This is a genomic window from Amycolatopsis sp. NPDC006125 (assembly GCF_040614195.1).
In the GTDB taxonomy this organism is placed as follows: domain Bacteria; phylum Actinomycetota; class Actinomycetes; order Mycobacteriales; family Pseudonocardiaceae; genus Amycolatopsis_E; species Amycolatopsis_E tucumanensis.
Genome location: NZ_JBEXTZ010000040.1, coordinates 14,979 through 27,295, shown reverse-complemented (window position 1 = coordinate 27,295; position 12,317 = coordinate 14,979). Strand labels below are relative to the sequence as shown.

At 72.1% G+C, this 12,317-nt stretch carries 12 protein-coding genes; 8 read left to right on the top strand and 4 right to left on the bottom strand.

What is annotated here, in order from left to right; all coding sequences use genetic code 11:
- The first annotated feature begins 2 nt into the window (after window positions 1-2).
- Both ABZ193_RS21230 and ABZ193_RS21225 read left to right on the top strand, forming a co-directional pair.
- Complete coding sequence (locus tag ABZ193_RS21230; RefSeq protein WP_020419838.1) at window positions 3-800, top strand: ABC transporter permease; 798 nt, start codon at window positions 3-5, stop codon at window positions 798-800.
- On the top strand, window positions 793-1,722 hold the full coding sequence (locus ABZ193_RS21225) for a PDR/VanB family oxidoreductase (RefSeq protein ID WP_354711182.1): 930 nt from the start codon (window positions 793-795) through the stop codon (window positions 1,720-1,722). The genes ABZ193_RS21230 and ABZ193_RS21225 overlap by 8 nt, the downstream gene beginning before the upstream one ends.
- Here the strand turns inward: ABZ193_RS21225 and ABZ193_RS21220 are convergent.
- Together ABZ193_RS21220 and ABZ193_RS21215 are read right to left on the bottom strand one after the other, a co-directional pair.
- On the bottom strand, window positions 1,684-1,929 hold the full coding sequence (locus tag ABZ193_RS21220; RefSeq protein WP_354711180.1) for a helix-turn-helix transcriptional regulator: 246 nt from the start codon (window positions 1,927-1,929) through the stop codon (window positions 1,684-1,686). The two genes, ABZ193_RS21225 and ABZ193_RS21220, sit on opposite strands and share 39 nt — an antisense overlap.
- Entirely contained in the window at window positions 1,930-2,409 is a 480-nt protein-coding gene (locus ABZ193_RS21215) for a DUF2975 domain-containing protein (protein WP_020419835.1), read from the bottom strand.
- Between the two features lie 154 nt (window positions 2,410-2,563).
- Here ABZ193_RS21215 and ABZ193_RS21210 point away from each other — a divergent pair, with 154 nt between their 5' ends.
- Genes ABZ193_RS21210 through ABZ193_RS21190 form a run of 5 tightly spaced genes read left to right on the top strand, consistent with a single transcriptional unit; the run spans window position 2,564 to window position 7,978 of the window.
- Complete coding sequence (locus ABZ193_RS21210) at window positions 2,564-3,925, top strand: SLC13 family permease (RefSeq protein ID WP_354711179.1); 1,362 nt, start codon at window positions 2,564-2,566, stop codon at window positions 3,923-3,925.
- 16 nt (window positions 3,926-3,941) lie between these two features.
- Complete coding sequence (locus ABZ193_RS21205) at window positions 3,942-5,147, top strand: CoA transferase (protein ID WP_354711178.1); 1,206 nt, start codon at window positions 3,942-3,944, stop codon at window positions 5,145-5,147.
- Window positions 5,140-6,060 (top strand): hydroxymethylglutaryl-CoA lyase, encoded by a 921-nt coding sequence (locus tag ABZ193_RS21200; protein ID WP_354711177.1) that lies wholly within the window; start codon window positions 5,140-5,142, stop codon window positions 6,058-6,060. The genes ABZ193_RS21205 and ABZ193_RS21200 overlap by 8 nt, the downstream gene beginning before the upstream one ends.
- Window positions 6,057-6,995: a D-glycerate dehydrogenase gene (locus ABZ193_RS21195; protein ID WP_354711176.1), complete on the top strand. Its 939-nt coding sequence runs from the start codon at window positions 6,057-6,059 to the stop codon at window positions 6,993-6,995. The genes ABZ193_RS21200 and ABZ193_RS21195 overlap by 4 nt, the downstream gene beginning before the upstream one ends.
- Window positions 6,992-7,978: a glycerate kinase gene (locus ABZ193_RS21190; protein WP_354711174.1), complete on the top strand. Its 987-nt coding sequence runs from the start codon at window positions 6,992-6,994 to the stop codon at window positions 7,976-7,978. Before ABZ193_RS21195 ends, ABZ193_RS21190 begins: the two co-directional genes overlap by 4 nt.
- On the opposite strand, the gene ABZ193_RS21185 is transcribed toward ABZ193_RS21190, so the two are convergent.
- A complete protein-coding gene (locus ABZ193_RS21185) occupies window positions 7,944-8,738 on the bottom strand; it encodes an IclR family transcriptional regulator (protein WP_020419829.1) in 795 nt (264 codons plus the stop codon). The two genes, ABZ193_RS21190 and ABZ193_RS21185, sit on opposite strands and share 35 nt — an antisense overlap.
- Before the next feature lie 23 nt (window positions 8,739-8,761).
- Window positions 8,762-9,883 carry a PHB depolymerase family esterase gene (locus ABZ193_RS21180; RefSeq protein ID WP_039791697.1) on the bottom strand — a complete coding sequence of 374 codons (1,122 nt, stop codon included), beginning with the start codon at window positions 9,881-9,883 and terminating at the stop codon, window positions 8,762-8,764.
- A gap of 174 nt (window positions 9,884-10,057) precedes the next feature.
- Here ABZ193_RS21180 and ABZ193_RS21175 point away from each other — a divergent pair, with 174 nt between their 5' ends.
- Window positions 10,058-12,283 carry a protein kinase gene (locus ABZ193_RS21175; protein ID WP_354711173.1) on the top strand — a complete coding sequence of 742 codons (2,226 nt, stop codon included), beginning with the start codon at window positions 10,058-10,060 and terminating at the stop codon, window positions 12,281-12,283.
- Window positions 12,284-12,317: the final 34 nt, after the last annotated feature.

Here is a 12,317-nt window from a genome sequence, read left to right as displayed (position 1 = left end):
CGGTGAACAGGGAACGGTTCGGCAGGTGGCTGCCGTGGGTGAGCACGCCCCTCATCCTGGTCGTGTTCTTCCTGCTGTGGGACGTGTTCGTGCGCGTCAACGGCATGTCGGAGCTGGTGCTGCCGCGGCCGGGCACCGTGTTCGCGAGCCTCGGCGAGCTGGTCACCACCGGCGACACCTGGTACCACGCGCGGGTCACCGCGATCGAGACGATCAGCGGGTTCGCGATCGCGCTCGTCGCCGGCGTCGCGGCCGGCGTGGTGCTGGGCAAGGTCCGGTGGATGGAGCGCAGCCTGCGGCCGCTGATCGTGGCCTCGCAGGTGGTGCCGAAGGTGGCGCTGATCCCGCTGTTCGTGATCTGGTTCGGCTTCGGCATCACCTCGAAGGTGATCATGGCCGCGATGCTGGCGTTCTTCCCGATCATGCTCAACGTGCAGCTGGGCGTCCGCTCGGTCGAGGCGGGGCAGCGGGACGTGATGCGCAGCCTCAACGCGAACCGGTGGCAGACGTTCAACCACCTGGAGTTCAAGAGCACGCTGCCGTACGTGTTCGCCGGCATGGAGGTCGGGATCGTGCTGGCCATCATCGGCACGATCGTGGGGGAGTACCTGGGCGGCAGCGAGGGGCTGGGCTACCTGGTGGTGCGCACCCTCAACGCGCTCGACGCGCCCGCGTTGTTCGCGGTGATCATCCTGTTGTCGGTGCTCGGGTTGCTGCTCTACTTCGTGGTCAACGGCCTGAAGCGGTTCTTCATCCCGTGGCACGAGTCGGTCTACAGCATGCAGGAGACCAATGCCTGAGCCGGTGTTCGAGGCGGACGCCGAGGTCGTGGCCCGCCGGGTGGAGTCCGACGGGGTGGTGTCGCTGGAGCTGGGGGGTGTGAATCTGCCCGCGTGGGAACCGGGCGCGCACATCGACGTCGTGCTGCCCGGCGGCCTGGTGCGGCAGTACTCGCTGTGCGGTGAGGACGGCCGCTGGCGCATCGCGGTGCTGCGCGAGCCGGACGGCCGCGGCGGGTCGGCGTGGATCCACGACCACGCACACCCGGGCACGAGCCTGCGGATCCGCGGGCCACGCAACAACTTCCCGCTGCTGCCCGCGCCGCGGTACCTGTTCGTCGCCGGCGGGGTCGGCATCACGCCGATCCTGCCGATGGTGGCCGCGGCGGAGGCGGCGGGCGCCGAGTGGACCCTGCACTACGGGGGCCGCAGCCGGACCTCGATGGCGTTCGTCAAGGACCTGGAGTCCTACGGCTCGCGCGTCGTGGTGACGCCCGAGGACGAGGCGGGGATGCTCGACCTGGACGCGATCCTCGCCCCGCCACGGGAGTCCACAGTGGTCTACTGCTGCGGTCCGGCCGGGCTGATCGACGCGGTCGAGACCCGGTGCCAGGCCTGGCCGCCCGGTTCGCTGCACGTCGAACGGTTCACCGCGGTCGAGCACGGCGGCGAGGCCCGCGAGTTCGAGGTCGAGCTGCGCGCGAGCGGGATGGCGGTCACCGTGCCCGCGGAGCTGTCGATCCTGGAAGCGGTGGAGAACGCCGGAGTGCGGGTGATCTCCTCGTGCACCGAGGGGATCTGCGGGTCCTGCGAGACGACCGTGCTGGACGGCGAGATCGACCACCGCGACTCGGTCCTCGACGACGACGAGCGCGCGGCCGGTGACGTGATGATGATCTGCGTGTCACGGGCGAAGGGCGCCCGCCTGGTCCTCGACCTCTGAGTCGTCGGGCACCCATTCCAGCAGGTCGCCCGGCTGGCAGCCGAGCACCCGGCACATCGCCTCCAGCGTGGAGAAGCGCACCGCCTTCGCCCGGCCGTTCTTCAGCACGGCGACGTTGGCCGGGGTGATCCCGACGCGCTCGGCGAACTCGCCGACGCTCATCTTGCGCTTGGCGAGCTGGACGTCGATGCGCACGACGATCGGCACTCAGATCACCGCTTCCATGTCGGTGCGCAGCGTGGTGGCCTGGCGCAGCAGGGCACGCATCACGACCATCAGCAGGCCCACCACGGCGACCCCGACCACCAGCAGGAACAGCACGAGCGGGAGGCCGGGGTCGTCGGCGTTGACGCCGACGTAGAGGAACACCGCGACGAGCACGGCCCACCCGGCGGCGATCGCCCCGACGATCACGTTCACCCAGCGCATCGAGGCTTCGCTGAAGATGCGGTCCTTGCGGACCATGGTGAGCAGCTGCCACATCGCGACGATCACCACCTGGACGCACAGCACCCAGAACACGGTGATCGCGGTGGCCGGCCACCTGAGGTAGGCCATTTCGGGGTCTTCCCGTGCCATGTGGGCGAACTGCCCCGGCAGGGACATCACCTGGAACAGCACCAGGATCCCGAACAACGCGACGAGGAAGATCCGGAGGAGGGGGACGACCCAGCGTTCGGCGAGCATGCGCCGAGTATCGCGCGGTATCTATCGAAAATCAATGTATTCCTGTCGTTTCGCGTCTGCCACGCATGATTGGCACCCACTGTTGACTCACATTGTGGGTCTGTGCTCATAATGTGGCGACAGTGCAACGAGGCACGAGCGACAGGACAACCGCATGTCAGACACCGCAATACTGATCAACACCGGGGTCACGGTCGCGGCCATCGTGGTGTTGATCGTCCGCTTCCGGCTCAACCCGGTGATCGCGCTGGTGCTCGGCTCCTGCTACCTGGGGCTGTCCACCGGTCTCGGCGTGAGCAAGACGGTCGAGGAGATCACCGCCGGCTTCGGCGACGTGATGGCCGAGATCGGCCTGCTCATCGCGTTCGGCGTGCTCATCGGCGCGATCCTGCGTGATCTGCGGGCCATCGAACGCCTGGTGGACAAGCTGCTCAAGGTGTTCGGCGAACGCCGGATCCCCTACGCGATGGCGCTCACCATCGCCACCGTGCTGCAGTCGATCTTCCTGGACGTGCTGCTGGTGATCTCCGGGCCGCTGGCCAGGGGGATCGGCAAGCGGCTCGGGCCACGCGGCGTCGCGCGGATGGCGACGGCGCTGGCGATCGCGCTGGAGTGCGGCATCGTGTTCACCGTGCCCGGCGTCGGCGCGCTGGCACTGGCCGGGCTGCTGCACGTGCCGCTGGGCAAGTACCTGCTCTTCGGGCTCGTCGTGGTCATCCCGACGGTGACCATCGCGATCGCGATCATGTCGGTGCTGTTCGCCCGCGGCTGGTGGGACCCGGCCAAGGACGAGATGGCCGACGAGATCGTCGCCCCGGAAGCGCGGCCGCAGGGCGGTCCGGGCACCGTGGCCGCGGCCGACCTGCGCAAGCCGCCCGCCCTGCCGGTGGTGTTCAGCCCGCTGCTGGGCGCGCTGGTGCTGATCGCGACGGGCGCGGTGGCCGAGATGCTGGAGTGGTCCAACCCGGTGGTGGCGTTCCTGTCCAGCCCGGTGGTCGCGCTGCTGCTCGGCCTGGTCGGCACCTGCCTGATCGGCCGGCGGTACATGGGGCAGCCCGCGGTGGAATCGGCGCTCGGTTCGGGCCTGCGGGACAGCGGGCAGATCCTGCTGCTCAACGGCGTCGGCGGGTGTCTCGCCGCGGTGCTGGCCGCGGCCGGGCTCGGCGACATCCTCGGCAAGTACTTCTCCGCCAACACCTGGGCGCCGCTGCTGCTGGTGTGGCTGATGGCCGCGGTGCTGCACATCGCGGTCGGGTCGGTGACGATCTCCGCGATCACCTCGGCGGGCCTGCTCGCCCCGATCGCGCCGTCACTGGGCCTGGACCCGGTGCTGATCGCGCTGTCCGCGGGCGCCGGATCGCTGTTCATGGTCCACCTGACCAGCAACACCTTCTGGCTGCTGCAGTCGCTGCTCGGCCAGACCACGCGCGGCGCGCTGAAGACCGTCTCGGTGGGCGTCTCGGTCGCCTCCGTGGTGGCGCTCGGCCCGATCCTCGCGCTCAACCTCGTCCTCTGAGAACGGGAAGGAACAGATGGACACCGAACACGCACACCTGCCGCTGCGCGGCGTCCGCGTGCTGGAGCTCGGCAACTACATCGCCGGGCCCACCGCCGCGCGGCTGCTCGCCGACCTGGGCGCCGAGGTGATCAAGGTCGAGCGCCCCGGCCGCGGAGACGAGCTGCGCAACTGGCGGCTCTACGCGGGCACGGTGTCCATGCTGTTCCACACCGTCAACCGCAACAAGAAGTCCATCGCGGTCGACCTGCGCACCGGCGAGGGGCGGGACATCGTGCTCGACCTCGTCCGGCGCTGCGACGTGGTGATCGAGAACTTCCGGCCCGGCACGCTGGAGAAGTGGGGGCTGGGGCCGGCGGAGCTGGAACGCGCCAACCCGGACGTGGTGCTCGCGCGGATCTCGGCGTTCGGGCAGACCGGACCGCTGGCCGACCGGCCCGGGTTCGCCGCGGTGGCCGAGGCGATGGGCGGGATGCGCAACCTGGTGGGTGAGGCCGACCGGCCGCCGTCCCGGGTCGGCGTGTCCATCGGGGACTCGATCGCCGGGCTGTACGCCGCGTTCGGTGTGATGGTCGAGCTGTACGAGCGGGCCGTGGTGCCCCGGCGGCGGCCGCTGCGGGAACGGGTGGTCGACGTGGCGTTGCACGAGGCCGTGTTCTCGATGATGGAGTCGCTGGTGCCGGACCACCTCGCCTACGGGGTCGAGCGGCGGCGCGTGGGCGGGCGGATGGAGGGCATCGCGCCCAGCAACGCCTACGAGTGCGGCGACGGCGCGAGCGTGGTGATCGCGGGCAACGGCGACTCGATCTTCCGCCGGTACATGCTCGCGATCGGCCGCCCGGACCTGGCCGACGACCCGGGGCTGGCGGACAACGCGGGCCGCTGGGCGCGACGTGACGAACTGGACGAGGCGATCGGCGAGTGGACGCGTGGCCTGGACCGCGACGAGGTGCTGAAGATTCTCGACGAGGCCGGGGTGCCGGCCGGGCCGATCTACACGGCGGCCGACATCTGCGCCGACGAGCAGTACCGGGCGCGGGCGATGATCCAGCCGCTGCCGGTCGATCCCGGCGCCGGCGAGGAGGTGCCGATCGGGTTCCCCGGGGTGGTCCCGGTGATCGGCACCGAGTCGCTGCCCCTGCGCACCCCCGGGCCGCGGCTCGGCGAGCACACCGACGAAATCCTGAACCTGCTCGGCCGGAAGGACGCCGGAAATGACTGACCTGCGGGACGTGACGTTGCGGGACGGCCTGCAGCTCACCGGGAAACCATTGCCCACGGCGCGCAAGGTCGCGGTGGTCCGGGAACTCCTGGCCGCCGGGGTGCCGAGCGTCGAGATCGGCTCGATGGCGCGGCCGGACCTGGTGCCGCCGCTGGCCGACACGCTCGACGTGATCCGCGCGCTGGACCCGGACGAGCTGGCGCGCTGCTGGGTGTGGGTCGCCACGCCCCGGCACGTCGAGCGCGCGGCGGAGGCCGGGGCGGTCAACTTCCAGTACTGCTTGTCCGCCTCGCACGCGCACAACCGCGCCAACATCGGGCGCTCCACAGAGGACAGTCTGGCGGCGATGCCGCGGGCGGTGGCTGCGGCGTCGGGTGGCCGTGTCCAGCTGTGCATCGCCACCTCGTTCACCTGCCCCTTCGAGGGAGTGGTGCCGGAGGAGCGGGTGCTGGCGATCGCGCGTGACCCGCGCGCCGAGGGCGCCGGGGACATCGTGCTGTGCGACACCCTCGGGCAGGCCGTGCCGGCGCAGGTGACCAGCCTGGTCGCGCGGGTGGCCGCCGAGACGCCGCCGCGCCGCATCGTCTACCACGGGCACGACACGTGGGGCCTGGGGGTGGCGAACACCCTGGCCGCCATCGCGGCCGGAGCGTCCGAAGTGGATGGTGCGCTCGGCGGGCTCGGCGGGTGCCCGTTCGCCCCCGGCGCCAGCGGCAACGCGTCCACCGAGGACCTGCTGTTCGCGCTGCGGCCGTCGTGGCTCACGCCGTCGTCCTTCGCGCGGATCGTGCGGTTGTCCGGTGCGCTGCTGGACGAGCTCGGCGAACCCAACCGGTCGCGCGCGGCGCAGGGCGCCCGCACCAGCGCGACGGCCTTCCCGTGGGCGCTCGGCGAAGAGGTGAGCTGCCGGTGAGGTTCTTCGTCACCACGCCGCTGCCGGAACCCGGGATGACGCTGCTGCGCGAGGCCGGCACGGTGGTGGTGCCGGAACGGTCACCGGACCTGGCCGAGGTGTGCGCGTCGGGGGAGTACGACGTAGTCGTCGCGCAGCTGACCGACGTGTTCGACGCCGACGTGCTGGCGGGGGCCCGGTTGCGCGGCATCTCCAACTACGCCGTGGGGTACGACAACATCGACGTGGCCGCCGCGACCCGCCGCGGGATCCGGGTATGCAACACGCCCAGCGTGCTCACCGACGCGACCGCCGACGTGGCCATGCTGCTGATCCTGGCGACCGCGCGGCGGTGCGTGGAGGCCGATGCGTTCGTGCGCGCCGGGCGGTTCACCGGGTGGGAGCCGTCGCTGCTGCTGGGCGGGGACGTCAGCGGCGCGTCGCTGGGGCTGGCCGGGTTCGGCCGCATCGCGCGCGCGGTGGCGCGGCGGGCGCTCGCGTTCGGGATGACGGTGCGCTGCACCAGCCGACGGCCCGTCGACGAGCCTGGTGTCGAGCGGGTGGACTGGGACGAACTGGTCGAGCGATCGGATTTCCTGTCGCTGCACGTGCCGCTGACCGAGGAGACCCGGCACCTGGTGGACGCTTCCGTGCTGCGGCGGATGAAGCGCTCGGCGATCCTGATCAACACCGCACGCGGCCCGATCGTGGACGAGCGTGCGCTGGTGGACGCGTTGCGGAGCGGGGAGATCGCGGGCACCGGGCTGGACGTCTACGAGGACGAGCCCCGGCTGGCGCCCGGCCTGGCCGACCTGCCGAACACGACGCTGCTGCCGCACGTGGGCAGCGCGACGCGCTCGGTGCGGGCGAAGATGGCGGAGTCATGCGCCCGGAACGCGATCGCACTCGCCGCGGGGGACGCGGTGCGGGTCGTGAACCCGGAGGCCGCCGCGTGAGGGTGGTGGTCGCGCCGGACAGTTTCAAGGGCACCTACAGCGCGGGAGAAGTGGCGTCGGCGATCGCGGCCGGCCTCGTGTCGGCCGGTGCCGAGGCGGTACCACTGCCGGTGGCCGACGGCGGCGAGGGCACCGTGGACGTCCTCAGTGGACCGCTGGGTCTGTCCGCGCGTGCCGCCGCGTCCCGCAACCCCTGGGGCGCCGAGTGTCCCGGCTCGATCGCGCTCAGCCGCGACGGCGCCGCCTTCGTGGAGCTGGCGTCGGTGTGCGGAATCACGACCCCGCACGACGGGGTGCGGGACCCCGTCACCGCGTCGACCTACGGCGTCGGGATGCTGATGATCGCCGCGGCCCGTGCCGGTGCGCGGGAGGTCGTCGTCGCGGCGGGCGGGTCGGCCACCAGCGACGGCGGCGCGGGCGCGCTGCGGGCCATTCGCGCGGCCGGCGGGCTTCCGGTGCCGGTCACGGTGCTGACCGACGTGACCACGCCCTACCGCGACGCCGCGCGGGTGTTCGGCCCGCAGAAGGGCGCGGACCCCGCGCAGGTCGAGGTGCTGACATCCCGGTTGCGCGCGGTGGCGTCGGCCCTGCCGCGGGACCCGTGGGACGTGCCGGGAACGGGCGCCGCCGGTGGTTTCGCGGGCGCGATGTGGGCGTTCGGCGCGTCACTCGTGCCGGGCGCCGGATACGTGCTCGACGCGCTGAACTTCGACGCGCAGGTGGCGTCCGCGCAGGCGGTCGTGGTGGGGGAGGGGCGGCTGGACGGGCAGAGCACGCAGGGCAAGATCGTGTCCGCGGTGCTCGCCCGCAGCCCCGGCGTGAACCGCTTCGCGGTGGTCGGCTCCCTGGGCCCCGGCGCCGAAACGATCCGCGACGAGTTCACCGGCGTGCTGGTGGCGAGCACCCCGGAGAAGATGCGCGCCGCGGGGCGGGTGATCGCCGGGCGGCTCAGGCCGGGTAGCGGCCGCCCAGGGCGCGCGTGATCCGCTCGGCGTGCTCGACCAGCACGTCGACCCACTCGAGGCACTTCTCGTACGGCATGCGCATCGTCGGGCCGCTCACCATCACCGCGCCCACCAGGTCCGCCGCCGAGTCGAACACCGGGGCCGCCAGGCCCGAGGCGCCGTCGACGCGCTCGCCGACCGTGATGGCGTACCCGTCGGCCGCGGTCTGCTTGATCAGGCGCCGCAGCTCGTCCCGGTCGGTCACCGTGCTCTCGGTCAGCTGCGGCAGGTCCTCCCGCAGCACCTCGTCGGCCAGGCCGGGCGACCAGGCGAGCAGCACGCGCCCGGACGAGCCGACCGTGATCGGCGCGATCTTGCCGACCGACATCTCCCGCCGCAGCGCGTGCCGCGTCTCGGCGACCGCGATGCACACCCGGTGGCGCCCCTCGGCGCGGAAGAAGCACGCCGTCTCACCGGTGGCGTCCCGCAGGTCCTTCAGCACCGGGTTCACCACCGACAGCACGTCGAGGTCCTTGCCCGCCGCCGCGCCCCAGTACGCCATCCGCACCCCGAGCCGGAACCCGTCCCCGGCGCGGTCGAGGAAACCGTGCGCCACCAGGTTCGTCACCAGCCGCTGGACCGTCGACTGCGGCAGCCCCGTCTTGTGCTGCAGCTCCCGCAGCGTGAGCGACGGCTGGTGCAGCGTGAACGCGTCCAGGATGTCGACGATCTTGCCCAGCACGAGCAGCGGACGCTGACCGCCCTCACCGTCCGCCCTGCGCTCGTCCGCGGTGCTCATACCGAAAAGGTACGGCACGGGCCTCAGATCGGCGCGCAATCCGGCTTGTCGGTCCAGTTCGCGCCGCACAGGTACAGCGTGATGGGTGCGGTGTAGCCGTAGCGCGCGCCTAGCGCGTTGTACTCGGTGACGTCCACCCGCCCGGCCACGTAGTGGTCGGTTGCGGTGCCGACGGCGGTGTCGCTGTACGTCGGCGTGCCCGGGCCGGAGCTGTCGTCGGCGATGCCCCAGAAGCGGCCCATGTAGTAGGCCGCGCAGATGTTCACGTCGAGCAGGTACGCGCCGGCGGCGCCGCACTGCGTGGTCCCGGTGCCCGGGTCGACGGGCTGGCCGTGCCCCATTCCGCTGATCTCGTAGTACTCGACCTTGCCGCCGTAGACCCGGTGCCGCTGGCCGGCGACGGTGTCGGTCACGTCCGGCGTCTGGTCGGTGCCCGCCACGTTGGTCCACTGTTCGACCAGCTCGGTGGCGTTGCGCGGGGCGACGGTCGTGTCCGCGGTGCCGTGCCAGATCGAGACCAGCGGGTGGGCGCCGGTGTGGTCGGCGGCGGCGCGCACCTTGTCGCCCCACTGGGCGGGGGTCAGGTCGGTGCCCGGGTTCATGCAGCTGAAGGCGGTGACGGTGGAGGTCGCGCAGCCGTAGGGCAGCCCGGCGACGATCCCGCCGCCTGCGAACACGTCCGGGTAGGCGGCGAGCATGACCGCGCTCATCGCGCCACCCGCGGACAGCCCGGTGACGTACGCCGACGACGAGCCGAGGTCGGCTTTGGTGCGGTCGACCATCTGCTTGACCGACAGCGCCTCACCCGAGCCGCGGCGGGTGTCGGCGGGTTCGAACCAGTTGAAGCAGCTGTTGGCGTTGTTGGCGGAGCTCTGCTGCGGGAACACCACCGCGACGCGCCACTGGTCGGCCAGCTTCATCCAGCCGGTGCCGGAGGCGTAGCCGGTGGCGTTCTGGGTGCAGCCGTGCAGCGCCACCACGACCGGGCGGCCGGCGGGCAGGCCGTCCGGGGCGTAGCGGAACATGCGCAGGTTGCCCGGGTTGGAGCCGAAGCCGGTCACCTCCTGCAGGCTCGCGGCCTGCGCCGGTGGGGAGAAGCCCATCAGGGCCAGTACGATCGCGAGCAGGACGGCACGTCGGAACATCGGGACACCTCCACGTCGAGGCCGGAACCGGTGCCGCTGATGGTAAGAACCGGTCAGCGCGCTGACCGCGTTGCCGGGCAACACAATCGCGAGGACGATCATGGTGGCGGTCACCATCGCGAATACCGCGGTTTCGGTGGCGCGACCGGGCCGTTCGTGCTCTGATACCGGATCATGGACCAGCGGTGGCGGGTGCCCGGCTACAGCGAGGTGGAGGTGCTCGGCGCCGGCGGTTTCGGCCAGGTCGTCCTGGCCAAGCACGAGGCCTCCGGGCAGCTCGTCGCGATCAAGTACCTGCACTCCGAATTCCTGAGCGACCCGGGGATCCTCGACGGGTTCCGCCGTGAGGCCCACCTGTTGCACGGCGTGCGCAGCCCGCACGTGGCGCGGCTGCACGAGTTCGTCGAACGCCCCGAGGGCGCGGCGCTGGTCATGGAGGCGGTGCCCGGGGTGTCGCTGCGGGTGCTGCTCAACGCCGAGAAGCTCCTGGCGCCGGAGTCGGCGCTGGCGATCCTGAAGGGCTCGCTGCTCGGGCTCGCGGCCGCGCACGCCGTCGGCGTCGTGCACCGCGACTACAAGCCGGGCAACGTGCTGGTGTCGCAGGCCGGGGAGTCCAAGCTCGTCGACTTCGGCCTGGCCACGCTGGACGGGCAGGCCGGGCTCGCCGCCGGGTCGCCCTCCTACATGGCGCCGGAGCAGTGGGCGGGCCTGCCGGGAATGCCCGCCACCGACGTCTACGCCGCCACCTGCGTGTTCTTCCAGTGCATCACCGGACACAAGCCGTTCGAGGCCGACACGCCGGAGCGGCTGCGGGCCCTGCACCAGTCCGCGCCGGTGCCGCTCGCCACCGTGCCCGAGCCGCTGCGGGCGCTCATGGCGCGCGGCATGGCCAAGGACCCCGGGCACCGCCCGGTGACCGCGGACGCGTTCGTCGCCGAGCTCGAAGCCACCGCGCGGGCCGCCTACGGCCCGGACTGGGAGGAACGCGGCTGGAAGCGGCTCGCGGCGCCGATCGCGGCCCTGACGGCGTTGACCCCGTTGGCGTTGCTGGTCACCGCCGGGTCGGCCGCGGCACCGGCCGCGGTCGCCAGTGCGCCCGCCGGGGCGGGGATCGCGGCCGCGACGATCGGCAAGGCCGTGGTGGGTGTGCTGGTGACCGCGGTGCTCGCCGTCGGTGGATTCCTGGTCTACCAGCAGTTCGGCGACCCGCCACCGCCGGTTCTGAGCGTCGCCATCGAGACCACGGCCGGCGCCGACACCGCGCTGCCGATCACCTACGACCTGCAGTACCCGCGGGTGACCGGGCACGCCGACCCGGCCGTCGAGGAGCGGATCAACGCGGCGCTGCGGGCGCCGGTCGACGAGCGCCTGCGGTCGGTGCGGGAACAGCTGTCCGATCCGGACATCGCCGCCGACGTCCGGGGCCGGGGCGAGACCGTGGGCGTGCGCACCACCGCGGTCGTCACCCTGCGCACCGACCGGCTGGTGTCCGTGCGCTTCGACCACGCGCTCGACTCGGACTTCCTGTCCCACGCCAGCTGGCGGTTCCCGGAGGGCGTCACCGTCGATCTCACCACCGGGCGGGTCCTCGGGCCGCGGGACGTCTTCCGCGACGACGTGCTGACCGCGCGGGGCATGGCCACGCTGACCGAACGGCTCACCGCGCATTCGGAGCACGGGTTCTGCCGCCGGGTCAGCGTCAGCGGGGCCGGGGCGCCCGCGTCGATCGACACCGCGGACACTCCTGGCGGCGGCGACCACGTGCCCGCCGCCGACGTGGTGTTCACGAATTCCGGTGTGGACTTCCTGGTGCGGTACTACGACCTCGGGTGCGACACCGCCTCCGGGCAGGAGACGATCACGATCGCGTACGCGGAGATCACCGATCTGCTCCGGCCGGAGCTGCCGGCGATGCTCGGCCGGGGCGCCAGTGTTCCGCCGTCGTCCGCGCCGTCCACCCCGCCGGCCGACGACGGCGCCTACACCAACGCGCGGTTCGGTTTCACGGCGCTGGTGCCCGAGGGCTACCAGCGGCAGCCCTACAGCCCGCCGGGTGGCGACGGCATGGAGTTCACCGACCCGGTCCTCGGCGCGACGATGACGGTGTGGGGGGCCAACAACCCCGGCGGCCGCTCCACCGCGGACGTCTTGGCGGCAACGGCGGGCGACATCCGCGCCGAGGGCGGGCAGGTGACGGTCCAGCGTGTCGAAGGCGAGCTGTACACGATCTCCGGCTACCGCGGCGACGGCCGCATCTTCTACGAGCGCGGTTTCGTCGGACCCGGCTCGACGGCCACCCTGCGGTGGGTCTACCCGCGGGGGAACAAGGACGCGCTCGACGGGCCGGTGAGCCGCACGGTGAAGACCTTCCGGGCAGGCGACCTCAGCCGGCCGCACTGATCACCCTTGATCTTCTGGACAACCCGTCACGAAA